The organism is Xanthomonas sp. NCPPB 1128, from assembly GCF_001043115.1.
GTDB lineage: Bacteria > Pseudomonadota > Gammaproteobacteria > Xanthomonadales > Xanthomonadaceae > Xanthomonas_A.
This window is the reverse complement of the sequence record NZ_LFME01000010.1, coordinates 1-17,620: the sequence shown is the minus strand read 5'-3', so window position 1 is coordinate 17,620 and position 17,620 is coordinate 1. Positions and strand designations below refer to the sequence as shown.

General features: G+C 69.2%; 12 protein-coding genes and 1 pseudogene. 6 read left to right on the top strand and 7 right to left on the bottom strand.

What is annotated here, in order from left to right; translation table 11 throughout:
* Positions 1-171 precede the first annotated feature (171 nt).
* Positions 172-1,047, bottom strand: a complete 876-nt coding sequence (locus ACP93_RS08740; RefSeq protein ID WP_048490317.1) for an outer membrane protein assembly factor BamD — start codon at positions 1,045-1,047, stop codon at positions 172-174.
* A gap of 116 nt (positions 1,048-1,163) precedes the next feature.
* Here ACP93_RS08740 and rluD point away from each other — a divergent pair, with 116 nt between their 5' ends.
* The 5 genes from rluD (at position 1,164) to ACP93_RS08715 (ending at position 5,016) form a co-directional block, all read left to right on the top strand.
* Positions 1,164-2,171 carry a 23S rRNA pseudouridine(1911/1915/1917) synthase RluD gene (gene rluD / locus ACP93_RS08735; protein ID WP_048490316.1) on the top strand — a complete coding sequence of 336 codons (1,008 nt, stop codon included), beginning with the start codon at positions 1,164-1,166 and terminating at the stop codon, positions 2,169-2,171.
* A gap of 112 nt (positions 2,172-2,283) precedes the next feature.
* On the top strand, positions 2,284-3,057 hold the full coding sequence (gene pgeF, locus ACP93_RS08730) for a peptidoglycan editing factor PgeF (protein WP_048490315.1): 774 nt from the start codon (positions 2,284-2,286) through the stop codon (positions 3,055-3,057).
* Complete coding sequence (locus tag ACP93_RS08725; protein ID WP_048490314.1) at positions 3,042-3,584, top strand: DUF4166 domain-containing protein; 543 nt, start codon at positions 3,042-3,044, stop codon at positions 3,582-3,584. Before pgeF ends, ACP93_RS08725 begins: the two co-directional genes overlap by 16 nt.
* Complete coding sequence (locus ACP93_RS08720; RefSeq protein ID WP_048490313.1) at positions 3,571-4,014, top strand: thiol-disulfide oxidoreductase DCC family protein; 444 nt, start codon at positions 3,571-3,573, stop codon at positions 4,012-4,014. Before ACP93_RS08725 ends, ACP93_RS08720 begins: the two co-directional genes overlap by 14 nt.
* A gap of 249 nt (positions 4,015-4,263) precedes the next feature.
* A complete protein-coding gene (locus ACP93_RS08715; protein ID WP_048490312.1) occupies positions 4,264-5,016 on the top strand; it encodes a hypothetical protein in 753 nt (250 codons plus the stop codon).
* A 37-nt stretch (positions 5,017-5,053) separates the two neighbouring features.
* Here the strand turns inward: ACP93_RS08715 and ACP93_RS08710 are convergent, their stop codons facing one another.
* The 6 genes from ACP93_RS08710 to ACP93_RS08685 form a co-directional block, all read right to left on the bottom strand.
* Positions 5,054-6,910 carry a methyl-accepting chemotaxis protein gene (locus tag ACP93_RS08710; RefSeq protein WP_048490311.1) on the bottom strand — a complete coding sequence of 619 codons (1,857 nt, stop codon included), beginning with the start codon at positions 6,908-6,910 and terminating at the stop codon, positions 5,054-5,056.
* A 319-nt stretch (positions 6,911-7,229) separates the two neighbouring features.
* The gene (locus ACP93_RS08705; RefSeq protein WP_204243661.1) at positions 7,230-9,662 is read right to left on the bottom strand and encodes a membrane-bound PQQ-dependent dehydrogenase, glucose/quinate/shikimate family; all 2,433 of its coding nucleotides are present in this window, start codon (positions 9,660-9,662) and stop codon (positions 7,230-7,232) included.
* 342 nt (positions 9,663-10,004) lie between these two features.
* Positions 10,005-11,375 carry an alpha,alpha-trehalose-phosphate synthase (UDP-forming) gene (otsA, locus tag ACP93_RS08700; RefSeq protein ID WP_048490309.1) on the bottom strand — a complete coding sequence of 457 codons (1,371 nt, stop codon included), beginning with the start codon at positions 11,373-11,375 and terminating at the stop codon, positions 10,005-10,007.
* Entirely contained in the window at positions 11,372-13,153 is a 1,782-nt protein-coding gene (locus tag ACP93_RS08695) for a glycoside hydrolase family 15 protein (protein WP_048490308.1), read from the bottom strand. The genes otsA and ACP93_RS08695 overlap by 4 nt, the downstream gene beginning before the upstream one ends.
* A 76-nt stretch (positions 13,154-13,229) precedes the next feature.
* Positions 13,230-13,982: a trehalose-phosphatase gene (otsB, locus tag ACP93_RS08690; RefSeq protein WP_048490307.1), complete on the bottom strand. Its 753-nt coding sequence runs from the start codon at positions 13,980-13,982 to the stop codon at positions 13,230-13,232.
* A 418-nt stretch (positions 13,983-14,400) separates the two neighbouring features.
* Positions 14,401-16,839: a TonB-dependent receptor plug domain-containing protein gene (locus tag ACP93_RS08685; protein ID WP_048490306.1), complete on the bottom strand. Its 2,439-nt coding sequence runs from the start codon at positions 16,837-16,839 to the stop codon at positions 14,401-14,403.
* 244 nt (positions 16,840-17,083) lie between these two features.
* On the opposite strand from ACP93_RS08685, the pseudogene ACP93_RS08680 reads away from it, so the two are divergent.
* Positions 17,084-17,455: pseudogene (locus ACP93_RS08680) on the top strand (DUF3574 domain-containing protein); the annotation flags it as partial.
* Positions 17,456-17,620: the final 165 nt, after the last annotated feature.

The following is a 17,620-nucleotide window of genomic DNA, read 5'->3' as shown; positions in this document are numbered from 1 at the left end:
GTTGCCCTGGCCGCGCACGGGCCTTGTGTGCCTCTGGATGTCGCCGCCCTGGCGACCCGTAGAAACCGTACGCCTGCCGTCTACCGGTCGACAGGAACCGATCGGCGATACCCGGAAACGCGACAGGGGCCTCGCGGCCCCTGTCGGTGTGCATCCTGCCGGCGCGGTGGATCAGCGCTGCATCTGCGAATTGGACTGCCCGGTGGCGGCGGACTTCTCGCCGGCGAACGGATTGAGCTTGCGGATCATCCACGGGTACTTCGGCCAGTTGCCGGTCAGCCACGGATGCTGCGGATCGTTGAGCTCGAGCACGCGGCGTGCGTCGGCGGCCAGAGTCTTGTTGCCCAGGTGGGTGTAGGCGTCGGCCAGCACTGCCACCGCGTCGTACTGGTACGCGCTCTGCGGGTAGGTTTCCAGCAGGTAGGTGGCGCGCGAGGCGGCCGACACCCAGGCGTCGCGGCGCAGGTAGTACAGCGCGTTGTCCAGTTCGTGCTGTGCGAACACGTTGCGCAGGGCGATCATGCGCTCGCGCGCGTCGGCGGCGTAGCGGCTGTTCGGGTAGCGCTCGGCCACGGTGTTGAAGTCGGCGTAGGCCTGCTGCGGGGTGGACAGGTCGCGGCGGCTGGGATCCAGCGACCACACCCGGCGCAGGAACACCGTGTCGCGGTTGGAGTTGGACAACCCGCGCAGGTAGTACATGTAGGCGATGTTGCGCTGGGTCGGGTAGGTGCGGATGAAGCGGTCGATGGTCGACACCGCGTCGTCGTGCTTGCCGGCCTTGTACTGGGCGTAGGCGCTTTCGATCATCGCCTGCTCGGTGTAGTTGCCGTACGGGTACTGTGCGATCAGCCGCTTGAAGCTGCTCTCGGCACCGGCCCAGTTGCCGGTCTCCATCTGCCCGTGCGCCTTCTGGTAGAGCTGCTCCACCGGCATGCCTTCTTCGGGGTTCTTCTTCGAACGGTGGCAACCCGTCGCCACGACCAGCGTGACCAGCAGCAGGGCGATGAAACGGACGTGCGCGGACAGCGGGACGGAGCGTCGGATCATGGGTTCGGGCGCGGCAGGGCAGGAATACGAAGGGGCGATGATAGCCTAGTGGCCTGTCCTGCGACTGACTATGGCCGCCGCGACCCCCTTTTTCCGACCCAAGCCGTGCCTCTGCCATGCCCCATACCCCCCCGGATCTCCCCGAGGACGCCGTCAGCGACGGCCCGCGCCAGGCGCGCGTCCCCGATCACGCCGCCGGCCGCCGCTTCGACGCGGTGCTGGCCGAACTGTTCCCCGAATACTCGCGGTCGCGCCTGGCCGAATGGATCAAATCCGGTGACGCCTTGCTCGACGGCGCCCCGGCGCGGCCGCGCGATCCGCTGCGCGGCGGCGAGATCGCCAGCCTGCACGCGGTGCTGGACACCCAGACCCATGCCCTGCCCGAGGACATCCCGCTGGAGGTGCTGTACGAGGACGACCAGGTCATCGTGCTGAACAAGCCCGCCGGACTGGTGGTGCATCCGGGCGCCGGCAACCCCAGCGGCACCCTGGTCAACGCCTTGCTGTATCGCGATCCGGGGCTGTCGGCGCTGCCGCGCGCCGGCATCGTGCACCGCCTGGACAAGGACACCAGCGGCGCCATGGTGGTGGCGCGGACCCTGCAGGCGCACACCTCGCTGGTGGCGCAGCTGTCCGCGCGCGACGTGCACCGCCAGTATCTGGCGGTGGTGGTCGGGGCGCTGGTCTCCGGCGGCACCGCCAACGCGCCGATCGACCGCCATCCGCGCGACCGCCTGCGCATGGCGGTGCGCGAGGACGGCCGCGACGCGGTCACCCACTACCGGCTGCGCGAGCGTTTCCGCGCCCACACGGCCCTGGAATGCCGCCTGGAGACCGGCCGTACCCACCAGATCCGCGTGCACATGGCGCACCTGAAGCACCCCATCGTCGGCGACCCGCTGTACGGCGGCCCGCTGAAGCTGCCCAAGGGCGCCAGCGAGGAGCTGATCGGCGAACTGCGCGGCTTCAAGCGCCAGGCGCTGCACGCCGAGACCCTGGAGTTCAAGCACCCTTCGAGCGGCGAGCCGGTGCGCGCGACCGCGGTGGTGCCGGCCGACCTGCAGCAGTTGATGGCCGCCCTGCGCGTGGATGCGCAGGCGGCCGCCGAGCGGGCGCGGCGCTGAGCATGGCCGGGGTCCCGGTTTCCCACGCCCTCGCGCGCGACTGCGTTTCACGCGGCGGCCGGGGGCGCCAGGCTGGCGGCATGACGCCCGATGCCGGGCGAGGGCGTGACCGATGAGCGACGTCGCCTTGCCGGCCGACTGGCCGGCACCGCCGCGGGTCCACGCCCTGACCACCCTGCGCCATGGCGCAGGCGCCTCGCGGCCGCCGTTCGACCGTTTCAACCTGGGCAACCGCAGCGCCGCCGATGGCGACGACCCGGACACGGTGCAGCGCAACCGCGACGAACTGGCCGCGCGGCTGGCGCTGCCGGCGCCGCCGCATTGGTTGCGTCAGGTGCACGGCGTGCAGGTGCTGCGCTTCGATGCGCCGCCGCACGGGACCGGCATCGACGCCGAGCCGACCGCCGATGCCGCGGTCACCGCCGCACCGGGCGTGGTACTGGCGATCCTGACTGCCGACTGCCTGCCGGTGGTGTTCGCCGCGCGCGACGGCAGCGAGGTCGGTGCCGCGCATGCCGGCTGGCAGGGGCTGGCCGGCGGCGTGCTGGAAGCCACCGTGGCCGCGCTGCACACGCCGCCGGCACAGCTGCAGGCCTGGCTGGGGCCGGCGGCCGGACCGCAGCATTACGAGATCGGCGTCGAGGTGCGCGAGGCGTTCCTGCGCCACGATCCGGCGGCCGCCGCGGCGTTCGTGGACACCCGGCCCGGACACTGGCGGGTGGACCTGTACGCACTGGCGCGGCAACGCCTGGTCGCGGCCGGCATCGCGCCGGAGCAGATCCACGGCGGCGGCCTGTGCACCATCGCCGATGCGCAGCGCTTCTATTCCTATCGGCGCGACCGCCGCAGCGGGCGCATGGCGACCCTGGCGTGGATCGCCCCCTGACCCCGCCGCTGTTCGCGCAGGTGCTCGGCCCGGCGTTCGCGCACTTGCCACCGGTGCTGCGCGCGCTGCACACGCCGCCGTCGCGGTCGCGCTATGTCGGCCAGGCCATGGTGCAGCGTGGCCGTCATCCGCTGTTGCCGCTGTGCGCGTGGCTGGTGCGGCTGCCACGCACCGGGCCGGCGACGCCGGTGGAGGTGGTGTTCCGTGCCGATGCGCGCGGCGAGCGCTGGGAGCGCCGCTTCGGCACGCATGCCATGCCCTCGCGGCTGTGGCTGCACCGTGGCCGGCTGCGCGAACGCCTGGGCGCGGTGGTGTTCGAATTCGCCCTGCGGATCGATGGCGCCGGCATCGAATGGCGCGCAGCGCGCGCCTGGGCCTTCGGCGTGCTGCCGCTGCCACGGCGCTGGCTGGCCGGCGTGCATTGCCGTGGAGACCAGCGCGACGGCCGCTACGCGTTCGTGATCGCAGTGACCCTGCCGTGGATCGGCCCGTTCATCCGCTACGAGGGCTGGCTTGCGCCGGCCTGAGCCGTCGCCGGTCGCGGCACCGACGGCGCCGGAGGGTGCGGCCGTCGTCGTGTTCGACGGGGTATGCGCGCTGTGCAGCCGCTGGGTGCGGTTCCTGCTTCGCCATGACCGCCGCGGCCGCTATCGCTTCGCGGCGATGCAGTCGCCGCGCGGGAGCGCGCTGTTGCGCGAGCACGGGCTGGATCCTGCCGATCCGCTGTCGTTCCTGCTGTTGACCCGGCAAGGCGCTTTGACCGATTCGGACGCGGCGATCGCGGTGGTCGCCGGGCTCGGCGGAGTGTGGCGCAGCATCGCGCTGCTGCGCCTTCTGCCGCGGCGCTGGCGCGATGTCGGCTACCGGGTGCTGGCGCGCAACCGCCATCGCTGGTTCGGCACCACTGCGCAGTGTTTCCTGCCCGAGCCGCAGCAGCGCTCGCGCTTTCTGGAGTGAGGGTGGCGCGCGTGGCGCGCCCGAGCGGCTGTTCCCTCGCGCGAACCCATTGCTGTGGGTTCACAAGCGCTTACAGCGACCGTTCTTGAAGGACGGGCCTCACACGCGATCGGATTGGCAACGATGGAGATTCCTCTGCTGTTTCTGCTGGCACATCGCCGGCAGCGGCGTCGGTCAGCCTCCTTGTCAGAGAGCGCCGTGGTGCCTGCCGCTTCCACGCGCCCACACCCGCTCGAGAGGAGTTCCGCCATGGCCAGTCCTACACCTGCGCCGCTGATTCATCCAAGCAATTGCCTGTTCGGCACGATCGATATCGGGAACTGCAGATTCGTTGGCGAGCAGTTGCCCAGTACCTACTACATGAGCGGAAAAGGCCCGTTCATCCGCTTGCGTCCATTGCATCGATCCGGTTTCGCCATCTATGAAAGGCCGACCCGTGTGGTGGGGCTCTATGCGGGCGACTGGGACCGGGACGACACCTTCGCGCAGAACATCCAGACTGTGGATCTGTATCGCGAACTGGGCGCAAGCGCGGCCGACATCGCCGCCAGCATCGAACACCTGAAACTGGTTGCGCGTCGCACCGACGAGATTATCCAGCAGAATACCGCCCAGCCACTGGAGTTGAACGACGCGGTCGTCTTCGTCAATGAGGGGGCGTTGGCCGGAACGGTGTGGGGCGGCGACAAGCAAAAGACCGGCAACGTGTACAAGCCGTTGAAGGTGGCTGATGCGACCAGCCCCAACAGGAAGGCGCATGCCGGTCATGCCTTCGCCACGCGCGAGGCGGTGGAGCGGTTTTATGCGGATTACTATCCGCATGTGCTGGGTCAACTGATGCTGCTCGGGCAGGCCCAGCAATCGTTCGTTTCGCAAGCGCCCAATGGCGATGAAGTGGTGACAGTGATCAATACCGACACCGGGTACTTTCCTCAGAGCGAGTTTCCCAATCGCGCCAGCCAGTTGCAGTTCCTGCTCCAGCAATTCATGCGTTTTGCCTGATCCTGGAGGCAAGAGGGCAGTCGTGGCGTGCGTCGTCTCAGTGCGTGCGGCGCAGCATCGGGGTGACATTGCTGCCGCCCGGCTGCCCTTGTCCCGTCTCGATCCGGAACACCGCAACCGCCGCAGCCAGCTCGCCGGCCTGCTCCTCCATGCTGCGCGCCGCTGCGGTGGCTTCCTCGACCAGGGCGGCGTTGCGCTGGGTGACTTCGTCCAGTTGCGTCACGGTGCGGTTGACCTGTTCGATGCCGCTGGATTGCTCGCCGCTGGCAGCGCTGATCTCGCCGATCAGGCCGGTCACGCGCTGCACCGAGCCGACGATCTCGTGCATGGTGGCGCCGGCGCGGTTGACCAGCGCGGCGCCTTCGCCGACGGTGCGCGTGGAGGCATCGATCAGGTCCTTGATCTCCTTGGCCGCATCGGCCGAGCGCTGCGCCAGCGAGCGCACCTCCGAGGCGACCACGGCGAAACCGCGGCCCTGTTCGCCGGCGCGCGCCGCCTCCACCGCGGCATTGAGCGCCAGGATGTTGGTCTGGAAGGCGATGCCGTCGATCACGCCGATGATCTCGCCGATGCGCTGCGAGGACGCGCTGATCGCGCGCATCGTCGCCACCACCTCGTCCATCACCTGGCCGCCGGACCGGGCGACCTCGCCGGTGTTCTGCACCAGGCCGTTGGCCTGCTGCGCGTTGTCGGCGTTCTGCTTCACTGCCGAGGTCAGTTCCTCCATCGAACTGGCGGTCTCTTCCAGGCTCGCCGCCTGCTGCTCGGTGCGGTCGGACAGATCGGTGTTGCCCGCGGCGATTTCCGAGGCGGCGCGGCGGATCGTTTCGGCCGAGTCCTGAATGCCGACGATGATCTCGGTGAGCTTGGCGACGGTGCGGTTGGTGTCCTCGCGCAAGCGCGCGAACACGCCCTGCGCCTGGCCGTCGACGCGATGCGTGAGGTCGCCTTCTGCCAGCGCCGTCAGCGCCCCGGCCAGTTCCGCCAGGTTGCTCTCCACCGCATCGGCGATGCGGTTGACGCCTTCGGCCAGCGACTTGAGCACCCCGTCCATCGCCGCGGTATCGATGCGCTGGCTGAAATCGCCGTGCGCGGCAGCCTCGATCACCGTGGCCAGCGCCTGTTCGGCGTTGACCTGCGCGGTCACCTCTTCCCATTGCGCGATGGTGCCCAGGCGGCCGCCGTCGGCGTCGTCGATCGGGCTGTACACGAAATCGATCTGGCGGCCGAAGAACGGCGCACGCACGCGCTTGGAGCCGGTCAGCGCGCGCATGCGGTCGATCGCGGCCTGGCTGTCCGGGTAGATGTCGCCGATGCTGCCGCCGACGAACTGTTCGGCGCGGAATTCCGGGCGGAAGCGCTGCACGTCCGGTTCGATGGTCTTCAACATCTGCAGCAGCTTGCGGTTGGCGAAATGCACGCGGCCATCGTCGTCGGCGATGCGCACCATGGTGTCGAGATCGTCCAGTGCCTGGATCACGAAGCGGCCATGGCGCAGTTCCGCCTCGGCCTGCGCCTGGCGTGCGGCCAGGGCCTGTTGCGCGTTCTGTACCGCGCGCAGCAGCGCCAACTCGGACGCGTCGCCGGCCAGGTCCACGCGCTGCTCGAAGCGGCCTTCGCCGAGCGCCTGCAGCGCCTGGGTGGCTCGCTCCAGCGAGTGCGGCGCGCTGCGTCTGCCGACCCATACCAGCGCCGCCGCCACGGCCGCGGCGGCCAGCAGTGCCGGCAGCAAGCGCGGCAGCGCCGATCCGCTCGTCCCGATCGTGCGGCCGACATGCACGGCATAGCCGGCCAGCGCCAGCAGGACCAGCACATGGGCGAGGGCGAGCAGCGCCGAACGCGGGCGCAGCCAGGAGGGGGAGGTCGGGCGGAGAGCGGCGGATGGCGAGGGCATGGTGTGCACCGGCTGGGAAACAACGGGCAACGCCGCGGGGGCGACGCGATCTCGCGGGGGTACACCCAGTATCGGCGCATCGCCAGGCGTGCTTGATCGCAGGCGCCTGCCGTTCGTCGGAAACTTCGAATGGCCTGGACGCCAACGCCAAGCGCCGGCTGGGCGAGGCGTGCTGGCGTGCTGCACTGCAACGAAATGGGCACCGTGAAGCGGGCGCGCGGTCGGCCAGGCGGGCGCGTCGGCCCGGCCGTGGCTGGATGGGCCGTCATCGCCACCGGCCGCATGCGCGGCCGGTGGCGGGGTAGTGCGGGACGGCTGCTTACTTCGCCGGTGCCGCCGCGTCGGGCAGGGTCCAGGCGATCACGCTGTCGCCGGCCTTGGTTTCCATGCGGTCATGGCCGCCGATCGCGGCCACGATGTACTGCTTGCCATCGACGGTGTAGCTGAGCGGCGCGGCCTGCGGACCGGCCGGCACGCGCACTTCCCACAGCAGCTTGCCGGTCTGGGTGTCGTAGCCGCGCAGGAAGTTGTCCAGCGCCGCGCCGATGAAGGTCACGCCGCCTGCAGTGGCCAGCGAGCCGCTGTTGTTGGGCGTGCCCAGTTCGAACTTCATCTTCGACGGGATGCCCATCGGCCCCTGGTCGTAGCCGGTGCCCAGCGGACGCCGCCAGATCACCTGCTGGGTGCGCAGGTCCACGCCGGAGATGTAGCCCCACGGCGGCGCCACGCACGGGGTGTTGAGCGGCGACATCCATGGCTCCTTGCGTGCGCCGTACGGCAGGCCTTCCTGAGCCATGTAGCCCGGCGTCCTGCTCTTGCCGTTGAACACCGACACCACGCCCAGCGCCTGCATTTCCTGCCGGGGATACACGTGCTCGGTGTAGGGCAGGCGATTGCTGTTCATCACCATGATGCCGCGCTGCAGGTCCACCGACACGCCGCCCCAGTTGATGCCGCCGTGGTTGCCGGTGAAGGCCAGCGAACCACCCAGGCTGGGCGGGGTGAACATGCCCTCGTAGCGCAGCCGTTTGAACTGGATGCGACAGGCCAACTGGTCGAACGGGGTGATGCCCCAGGCATCGGATTCGACGAGGGTCTCGTAGTCCTTGCTCGGCGCGCCGACGGTGTTGGGCATGCCCGGCGACACCGGCTGGGTCTTGGCGGTCCAGTCGCCGTGGTCGGTGCCCTGCGGCACCGGGATCTGCTGCACCGGCATGATCGGCGCGCCGGTCTCGCGGTCGAGCACGAACACCTGGCCGGACTTGGTGGCCTGGATCACCGCCGGGCGGGTACCGCCACCGGGGACAGGGAAATCCACCAGGTTCGGCTGCGGGCCGATGTCATAGTCCCACAGGTCGTGGTTGATGGTGCGGAAGTGCCAGCGTTCCTTGCCGGTGGCCGCATCCAGCGCGACCAGCGAGGCGGTGTACTCCTCTTCCTGCGGCGTGCGCTGCTTGCCGAAGAAATCGCCGGAGGCGTTGCCGGTGGGCAGGTAGACCAGGCCCAACTGGTCGTCGGCGGCCATCAGCGACCACACGTTCGGGGTCGAGCGGGTGTAGGTCTGGCCGGCCGGTGGCGCCGCGTCGATCGCCGGATTGCCGAGGTCCCAGGCCCAGCGCAGCTGCCCACTGATCGCGTCGAAGGCGCGCACCACGCCGGACGGCGCGTCGCGTTCCTGGCCGTCGCGGATCTGCCCGGTGGGCTGGATCACCACGCCGCGCATCACCACCGGCGGCGAGGTGGGGCCGACGAAGCCGGGCTTGGTGTTGCCGGTGTCCTTGTTCAGGTCGACATAGCCGTGCGTGCCGAAGCTCTCGCACAGCTTGCCGGTCAGCGCATCGAGCGCGCCCAGGCGCCCGTCCACCATCGGCCAGAAGATGCGCTTGGCGCATTCGGCGACCGGCGTGGTGGCCTCGAAATAGGACACGCCGCGACAGGTGGTGGCGGCGACGCCGGCCATGGCCTTGGGATCGGTGTGCGGATCGAAGCGCCAGCGCTCCTTGCCGGTGGTGGCCTCCACCGCGATCACCTTCTGCGTGGGCGTGCAGATGTAGACCAGATCGCCGACCTTCAGCGGGGTGTTCTGGAACGCGTAGCCGAGCTTGGAGCCGGCCGGCTTGAGATCGCCGGTGTGGAATTCCCAAGCGATCTTCAGGTCCTTGACGTTGTCCGGGGTGATCTGCGCGCCGGGACTGTAGTGGTTGGACAGGTTGGACCCGGCATAGGCGGTCCAGTTGCCGGCGTCGTGGTTGCCGGCGACGTTGCCATCGGGGCTGTTCACCGTGGCGCGGCTGAAGGCCGCCTGCGGGCGCTGCGCGGCGAGGCTGGGGTCGGCCAGTTCCACCGTGCGCGGAAACAGCAACGGCACGAACACCAATGCCGCGCCAAGGACCGGCAGTACGCCGGCCACCAGCAGGTAGCCGATGCCGGAGACGGGCGCCAGGCGCCAGCGCGCGACCTTCCAGAACGGCAACAGCAGCAGACCGAGCACCGAGACCATCGCCAGGCGCGGGATCAGCGCCCAGCCGTCCAGGCCGACCTCGGCCAGGGCCCAGGCGATGGTCGCGGCCAGGGTGACGCCGAACAGCCACAGGCCGACGCGGCGGCCGAGCACCAGCAGCACCCCGGACACGGCCAGTGCCACGCCGGCGATCAGGTAGTACCAGGAGCCGCCGACGGCGACGAGTTGCCCGCCCATGACGGCGAGGGCGACGCCGATCACGGCGATGAGGAGGGCATAGCCGGCGAACAGCCAGCGTCCGGCTGCATTCGGTGGTGAAGAAATAGTCATGAGCGAAACATCCGACGAGGATCCCTGGCGCGTGGCACGAATGGCGGCGGTGCAGGCGGATCGTGGGGGGAGAGACGAGGTCAGGGCCGCAAGCGCGGCACATAGCGCAAGACAATCATCGTGCTGCCGCGTTCTCGGTAGAGCGCGGAACGGACACAGTGCGTGTTGCCTATTTTAGGCGGTGCAGGTGGTCGAGCCGTGACGGCATGCGGAACACTGCGTCGTGCGGCGCGGTGGCGCTCGCCGTGTGGCGGCGCCGCACCGCGCGCGGGTTGTCAGCACCGCAGGGTGCGAGGAGCGCGACTAGCGCAGGCTTTCCAGCGCCTGCAGATAGCGCTGGCGCCAGGCATTGATGTCGTGCTTGCGAAGGTGATCCATCATCGCCTGCCAGCGCTCGATGCGCTTGGCCTTGGGCAGCGAGGCGCCGGTGGCGATGGCGTCGGCGACGCCGTCCAGGTCGTGCGGATTGACCAGCAGCGCTTCCTTCAGTTCGTCGGCGGCGCCGGCCAGCAGCGACAGCACCAGCACGCCGGGATTCTCCGGATCCTGCGCGGCCACGTACTCCTTGGCCACCAGATTCATGCCGTCGCGCAACGGCGTCACCAGACCGACCTGTGCGGCACGGTAGAAGCCGGTCAGGGTGGCGTGGGTGAAGTTGCGGTTGACGTAGCGCAGCGGCGTCCAGTCCGGCTCGGCATGGCCGCCGTTGATGTGCCCGGCGATCTGTTCGAGCTGGTTGCGCAGCTGCTTGTATTCGGTGACGTCGCCGCGCGAGACCGGCGCGATCTGCAGGTAGGTGAGGCTGCCGCGCTGGTCCGCATGCCGTTCCAGGTAGCGCTCGAAGCCGAGGAAGCGTTCCGGCAGGCCCTTGGAGTAGTCCAGCCGGTCCACGCCGATCGCCAGTTGGCGATCGCGCAGGCTGCTGCGCAGGTCGCGCACCGCCGGCTTGGACATCGCCGCGCGCGCCTGCTGCGCGATCAGTTCGGTGTCGATGCCGATCGGGAACATGGCTGCGCGGAACCGGCGCCCGCCCGGCGCTTCCAGCAGCCCGTCCTTGATCACCTTGCCGCCGCCGAACAGGCGCACGTAGGCCTGGAAGCGGTCGACGTCGCGGCGGGTCTGGAAGCCGATCAGGTCGTAGGCGTAGAAGCCGGAGAACAGCCGCGCGTGATCCGGCAGCGCCTGGATCAGGTCGGCCGAGGGGAACGGCACGTGCAGGAAGAAGCCGATGCGGCAGCCGATGCCGCGCTCGCGCAGCAGCGAGGCCAACGGAATCAGGTGATAGTCGTGGATCCACACCGTGTCGGCCTCGCGCAGCATCGGCGCGAGCTTGTCGGCGAACATGGCGTTGACCCGGCGGTAGCCCTCGCGCGTGGCGCGGTCGTAGTCGACCAGGTCCAGGCGGAAGTGCAGCAGCGGCCACAGCGTACGGTTGGCGAACCCGTTGTAGTAGGCATCAAGGTCGGCGCGATTCAGGTCCATGGTGACGAAGCGGATGTCGCCCTGGGTCTGTTCGTGCATGGCGCCGCTGTCGCCGCGCACGGTCTTGCCGCTCCAGCCGAACCATACGCCGCCGCGCTCCTTCAGCGCCGCCAGCAAGCCCACCGCCAGGCCGCCGGCACGGTTCTCGCCGGGCAAGGCCACACGGTTGGATACCACCACCAATCTGCTCATGATGCCTCCTGCCAACTGCGCGACAAGCGCATGGCGGCGATGATCAGGCCGACATGCGAATAGGTCTGCGGGAAATTGCCCCAGGCCTCGCCGTTGTCGAAGGCCAGATCCTCCGACAGCAGGCCCAGATGATTGCGCCGGGCGAGGATGCGCTCGAACAGCTCGCGTGCCTCCTCCTTGCGGCCGATCGCGGCCAGGGCGTCGATGTACCAGAACGTGCAGATGGTGAAGCTGGTTTCCGGTTCGCCGAAATCGTCCGGTGCCACGTAGCGGTACAGCGCATCGCCATGCTTGAGGTCGCGGCCGATCGCCTCGACCGTGGCGATGAAGCGCGGATCGTCCGGGGCGATGAAGCCGATGTCGGCCAGCAACAGCAGCGAAGCGTCCAGCCGGTGGCCGTTGAAGGTGTCGGTGAAGTGTCCCAGCTCCGCGCTCCAGGCCTCGGCCAGCACGCGCGCGTGGATGCGGTCGGCGCGCTCGCGCCAGTGCGCCACGCGCTCGTCCAGGCCCAGCCGTGCGGCGATCTTGGCCAGGCGGTCGCAGGCGGCCCAGCACATCGCGCTGGTGTAGGTGTGCACCTCGGCGCGGCCGCGGAATTCCCACAGGCCGGCGTCGGGCACGTCGTGCAGTTCGAACGCGCGCTCGCCCAGCGGCTCCAGGCGCAGGAAGGTGTGGGTGTCGCCGGGATCCTTCAGGCGCAGATCGAAGAACAGCTGGGTGGAGGCCAGCACCACGCTGCCGTACACGTCGTGCTGCTTCTGGATCCAGGCCAGGTTGCCGCGCCGCACCGGGCCCATGCCGCGGTAGCCGGCCAGCGACTCGACCTCGTGTTCCTCCAGCGCCGCCTCGAAGCCGATGCCGTACAGCGGCTGCAGGCTGCCGTCGGTGGTGGCGATGTTGAAGATGTAGCCGAGGAATTGCTCCATGGTACGGGTGGCGCCGAGCCGGTTTAGCGCGCGCACCACGAAGGCGGCGTCGCGCAGCCAGCAGTAGCGGTAGTCCCAGTTGCGCGGGGTGTCCGGCGCTTCCGGAATGGAGGTGGTCATCGCCGCGATGATCGCGCCGCTGTCCTCGTACTGGCACAGCTTCAGGGTGATCGCGCTGCGGATCACCGCGTCCTGCCAGTCCAGCGGCACCGACAGGTAGCGCACCCATTCGCGCCAGTATTCCTCGGTGCGTTCCTGCGCTTCCTGGATGTAGCCGGTGAGCGAGCGGGTCAGCGATTCGTCCACGCCCAGCATCAGGTTGACCGGGTGGTTGAGCACGAACGGCAGTTCGTCGCGGATGAAGCGCACCGGCACGTCGGTGGTCAGGCGCAGGGTGAAGTCCGGCAGCAGCCAGCGCACGTGGTTGCTGCCCCAGGTGCTCTCCGGCTGGCGCGCGCCCCAGTCGGCCAACGGCCGGGCGCGCACGCGGATGCGCGGGTTACCGGCCAGCGGCCGCACCTGGCGGATGATGCTGACCGGGCGGTAGAAGCGGCCGTGGTTGCGCCAGCGCGGCGCGAAGGCGATCACCTCCACCGCACCGCCATGGGCGTCGCGCAGCACCGTGCGCAGGATCGCGGTGTTGGCCAGGTAGTGCTGGTCGCTGTCGACGAAGTCTTCCAGCTCGATGCTGAAATCGCCGCCGGGATGCGCGCGCGGCGAGAGCAGGGCGCAGAACGCCGGGTCGCCGTCGAAGGCCGGCAGGCAGCTCCACACCACGCTGGCCCGTTTGTCGATCAGGGCGCCGAAGCTACCGTTGCCGATGACGCCGAGGTCGAGATTGGGGGAACTCATGGAGCGGACGGGTCCTTGTGCAGAAGCAGTGGGGGAAGCGGCCTCGGGGCGCAGGCGGGTGGGCGCGGCGGCGCCGTCATCCGGCGTTATCGCGCAGCCAGGCGTGTACGCCGCGTGGATCGGGCAGCGCATAGGTGGCGACGCTGTCGGCGCGGGTGCCGACCAGCACGCTCCAGCCGCCGGCCTGGTTGGCCGCGGCGAAGCCGAATTCGTCGGTGAGATCGTCGCCGACGAACACCGGTCGGCGGCCCCGGAACGGCGGCTGCTGCAGCAGCGTGGCCAGCGCCACGCCCTTGTCGCTGCCCTCGGGCACGAACTCGACCACGTGGTCGCCAGGCTGCAGGCGGTAGCCGGGCAGGTCGGCGATCTGTTCGCCCGCGAACGCCAGCACCGCCTCGGCCGCGCTTGGCGCCGCACGCCAGTGCAGGGCCACGCTGGCGCCCTTGTCTTCGACCAGCACGCCCGGATGCGCCTGGTGCAGATGCGCGGCGCGCGCATGCAGCGCATGGAGGAACTCGGAGGTATCGGCGGGCATCGCCGCCTGTGCGTCGGCATCGCTGCGCAGCTCGTGGCCGTGCAGGCCGGCGGCGGGCAGCCGCAGCGGCGCGAACAAGGCGTCGAGCTGCGTCAGCGGACGTCCACTGACCAGCGCCACCGCGCCACCGAGGCGCTGGTGCAGGCGACCGATCGCCTCACGCACCTCGGGCAGCAACTGCACCTGGTCGGGGCGTTCGGCAAAGGCGATGAGGGTGCCGTCCACGTCCAGGAACAATGCGCAGGCATCGTCCAGACGCGGCGGCGGCGGTCGGAGGGGGAGCGCGTCTGCCATCACCCCATGATGGGGTAACGGGCGTTAGCGTCAGGTGGATTGGGAGCTGGGAATGGGGAATAGGGAATCGGGAATGGGAAGAGCAAAAGCGGGGCCTGCGCGCGCGGCTGTCGCTTTTCCCCATTCCCGATTCCCGTCTCCCCATTCCCCACACCTTCGTCAGAAGGTGTTTGGGGCCGGGAAACGGGAATGGGGACACGGGAATGGGAGGAGCAAAAGCGGGGCCTGCGCGCGCGGCTGTCGCTTTTCCCATTCCCGATTCCCGTCTCCCCATTCCCAACACCTTCGTCAGAAGGTGTTTGGGGCCGGGAAACGGGAATGGGGAAACGGGAATGGGAAGAGCAAAAGCGGGGCCTGCGCGCGCGGCTGTCGCTTTTCCCCATTCCCGATTCCCTTCTCCCCATTCCCCACACCTTCGTCAGAAGGTGTACCGCACCCGCCCATAGTAGTAAGCGCCATTGCTGCCGATCGGCGACAGCACGTCGTAGGGCAGGTTGCCGAAGTAGGCGATGTCCGGCTTGGAGCGGTCGGCGTAGGCGTCGGTGAGGTTCTGTCCGCCCACGGCCACGCTCCACTGCGGGGTGAGGTGGTATTCGACCTCGGCGTCGAGTTGCCACTTGGCGCTGTAGGTCTGTTCCGGGGCGAAGCCGCCGCCGAAGTCGAACACGCGGGTGGCGCTGCCGTAGCGGGTGACGCGGGTCTGCAGCGACCAGCGCGCGTCGCTCCAGTTGGCCGCCAGCTGCGCGCGGGTGCGCGGGGTCGCCTCGGTCAGGGTGTTGCGCTCTTCCACGCCGAACAGCACGTAGTCCGGATTCAGCGCCAGCAACTGCGCCGGCGTGGCCACCACGTTCTCCAGCTCGGTCTTGGCGTAGCTCCAGGTGCCGGTCAACTGCAGTTGGCCCTGGCCCAGCGCCTGCCGCCAGTTGCTGACCAGTTCCGCGCCGCGGGTGCGGGTGTCGGCGGCGTTGACGAAGAAGCTGGCGCTCTGCAGGCCGGCGATGCCGAAGCGCTGTGCGACGAAGTCGGTCAGGGCGTCGCCGTCGATGCTTTCCGACAGCGCGATGCGCTTGTCGATGTCGATCTGGAACAGGTCCAGCGACAGGTCGAAGTGGCTGCCGACGCGGCTGGTGAAGCCCAGGCTGTAGTTGCGCGACTTCTCCGGCTGCAGCGTGCGGGCGGCCAGCGCCTGCGCGATCGGGTTGTCGACCGAGAGCAGGCGGCCCTGCAGCAACTGCCCGTTGGCGTTGTAGCCGGTGGAACTGGCCTCGTAGCCGATCTGGCTCAGCGACGGCGCGCGGAAGTTGTTGGAGATCGCGCCGCGCAGGGCGAACGCCGGGACGAACTCGTAGCGCGCGGCCAGCTTGCCGGTCAGTTCGCCGCCGAAGTCCTGGTAATGCTCGTAGCGCGCGGCCAGGTCGGTGGAGAGCTTGTCGCCGAACTGGCTGGACACGCTGGCGTAGACGCTGGCGACGTTGCGCGACAGGTCGGCCGCATCCTGCGGGGTCAGGCCGCCGCCGGCCTGGGCGCCGGTCGGGCGGTCGGTGTAGGGACCGGCGGCGTAGCTGGCTGGGTCGCCCGGACGGGTGCGGTAGTGCTCGCGGCGCAGTTCCACGCCGGTGCCCACGGTGTGGGTGGCGACGGCCGCATCGAAGCTGCGGCTCAGATCGAGGTTGGCCACGCCTTGCTCGAACGCGTAGTCGCCGGTCTTGAAGCGGGTCGGGCTGCCCGGGCCCAGCGAGGCGTTGAGCGAGTGCTTGAGCCGGTAGGTGAAGTCGTTGCGGCCGTAGTCGAGGCTGGCATCGTAGGCCCATTCGCCCCACTGCCCGCGCGCACCGAGCACCGCCTGCAGGTCGCGGTTCTCGCCCAGCGACACCGGGCGGTAGCCTTGCGGATACACCTGGGTCCAGTTGGCGGCGCCGTCGGGGTAGCGGAAGTAGTTGGCGCCCTGCGTGTCGCGCTGGTTGTAGGTGCTGAAGGCATAGACCTCGCTGCCCTGGCCGAACGGCAGCTTGCCGTTGATCCAGGCGTTGAGATCCTTGCTGGCGCCGTCGCCGAGTTCATAGTTGCGCTTGCCGGCCAGTGCCAGGTTGGCCGGGGTCTGTTCCTCGAACGGCGGGATCTGGTCGAAGCCGGCGCGGTTGGTGGCCTCGTGGTTCTTCAGCTCCAGGCCGACCTTGAAGAAGCCGCCGTCCTCGCCCAGGCGCGTGCCGACCTTGCCGCTGGCATAGCCGGTCTGGCCGTCGGTGAGGGTGCGGTGAATCGGCTTGACGTCGGTGTGGTTGGCGCCGTAGCTGGCCTCCAGCGCGCCGCTGTCCGGGTCGTCGTCGAGGATCACGTTGATCACTCCGGCCACCGCGTCGGAGCCGTACTGCGCGCCGGCGCCGTCGCGCAGCACTTCGATGCGCTTGATCGCGCTGATCGGAATGGCATTGAAGTCCACCGGGGTGGTGCCCTTGCCGATCTTGCTGTCGGTGTTGACCAGCGCCGAGGTGTGGCGGCGCTTGCCGTTGACCAGCACCAGCACCTGGTCGGGTGAGAGCCCGCGCAGCTGCGCGGCGCGCACGTGGTCGGCGCCGCCGGAATTGGACTGGCGCGGGAAGTTGAAGGAGGGCAGCAGCGCCTGCAGCGCGCTGCCCAGTTCGCCATTGACCACGCCGGCCTTGCGGATGTCCTCGGCGCTGAGCACGTCCACCGGCGCGGTGGATTCGAGCACGGTGCGGCCGCTGGCGCGGGTGCCGGTGACGATCACCGTGTCCAGATTGGTCGCGGTGGCCGGGGCGGCGTCCTGGGCGAAGGCGGGGGCCGCCAGGGCCAAGGCGATGGCCAGGCTCAGCGGCCTGACGAACGGGGACGACATGGGGGTTCTCTCCTGAAACGATGACCATCAAGACCGGCCGCGCCGGCCATGGCGGCGACTGAGGTCGGCAAAGGTTGCTGCATCCATCCGGATGAAGCGATATATTAGCCCGACGTTAAGGCGATGTGCGAGCCGCGTGTTCGGTGCCGTCCGGCATGAGCTCATGCCCGGTGGTTATCCGGCGCCGCACCGCGCCTGGCCTACGATCATCTGTTCCCTTCCTGTTCCGACCGAGACCTTGCCGATGCTGCTGCGTGCCCCGTTGATCGCCGTCCTCCTGGCCCTGAGCGCCTGCGCCAGCGTTGCGCCGTCCGCGCCCCCCGCGTCGAGCAAGGTCAGCGCAGCGCTGCAGGGCGATACCGCGCGGCCGGCGCAGGCCAGCGGCTGGGTGCGCAGCGAGCTGTACTTCGGCGTGGGCGAAGAGAGCGGCCCGGCCGACCGCCCGCAGGCCGAGCCGATCAGCGAGGCGCGCTGGCGCGCGTTCCTGGACAAGGAGGTCACGTCGCGCTTTCCCGACGGCCTGACCGTGTTCGACGCCTACGGCCAGTGGCTGTTCCGCGGCGCCAAGGAGCCGAACCGGCTCAACACCAAGGTGTTGGTGATCCTGCACGAGGACCCGTCTCTTACACCCATCTGACGCTGCCGACGACTCCTCACGTGTAGACCTCTGGCGTCCACGTCTGATTACACAAAATAAATCTCGTAAGTTGACACATCATGACATAACAACTAGACACATCACACACTCCAACAACAACTAAATTATCATAACACAAACCCC

What these genes read in the sequence shown, in the direction of transcription:
- otsA (WP_048490309.1), bottom strand. Translation starts at nt 11,375, where the DNA reads ATGAGCAGATTGGTGGTGGTATCCAACCGTGTGGCCTTGCCCGGCGAG.
- pgeF (WP_048490315.1), top strand. Translation starts at nt 2,284, where the DNA reads ATGAGCGACGTCGCCTTGCCGGCCGACTGGCCGGCACCGCCGCGGGTC.
- ACP93_RS08685 (WP_048490306.1), bottom strand. Translation starts at nt 16,839, where the DNA reads ATGTCGTCCCCGTTCGTCAGGCCGCTGAGCCTGGCCATCGCCTTGGCC.
- ACP93_RS08715 (WP_048490312.1), top strand. Translation starts at nt 4,264, where the DNA reads ATGGCCAGTCCTACACCTGCGCCGCTGATTCATCCAAGCAATTGCCTG.
- ACP93_RS08695 (WP_048490308.1), bottom strand. Translation starts at nt 13,153, where the DNA reads ATGAGTTCCCCCAATCTCGACCTCGGCGTCATCGGCAACGGTAGCTTC.
- ACP93_RS08710 (WP_048490311.1), bottom strand. Translation starts at nt 6,910, where the DNA reads ATGCCCTCGCCATCCGCCGCTCTCCGCCCGACCTCCCCCTCCTGGCTG.
- rluD (WP_048490316.1), top strand. Translation starts at nt 1,164, where the DNA reads ATGCCCCATACCCCCCCGGATCTCCCCGAGGACGCCGTCAGCGACGGC.
- otsB (WP_048490307.1), bottom strand. Translation starts at nt 13,982, where the DNA reads ATGGCAGACGCGCTCCCCCTCCGACCGCCGCCGCCGCGTCTGGACGAT.
- ACP93_RS08740 (WP_048490317.1), bottom strand. Translation starts at nt 1,047, where the DNA reads ATGATCCGACGCTCCGTCCCGCTGTCCGCGCACGTCCGTTTCATCGCC.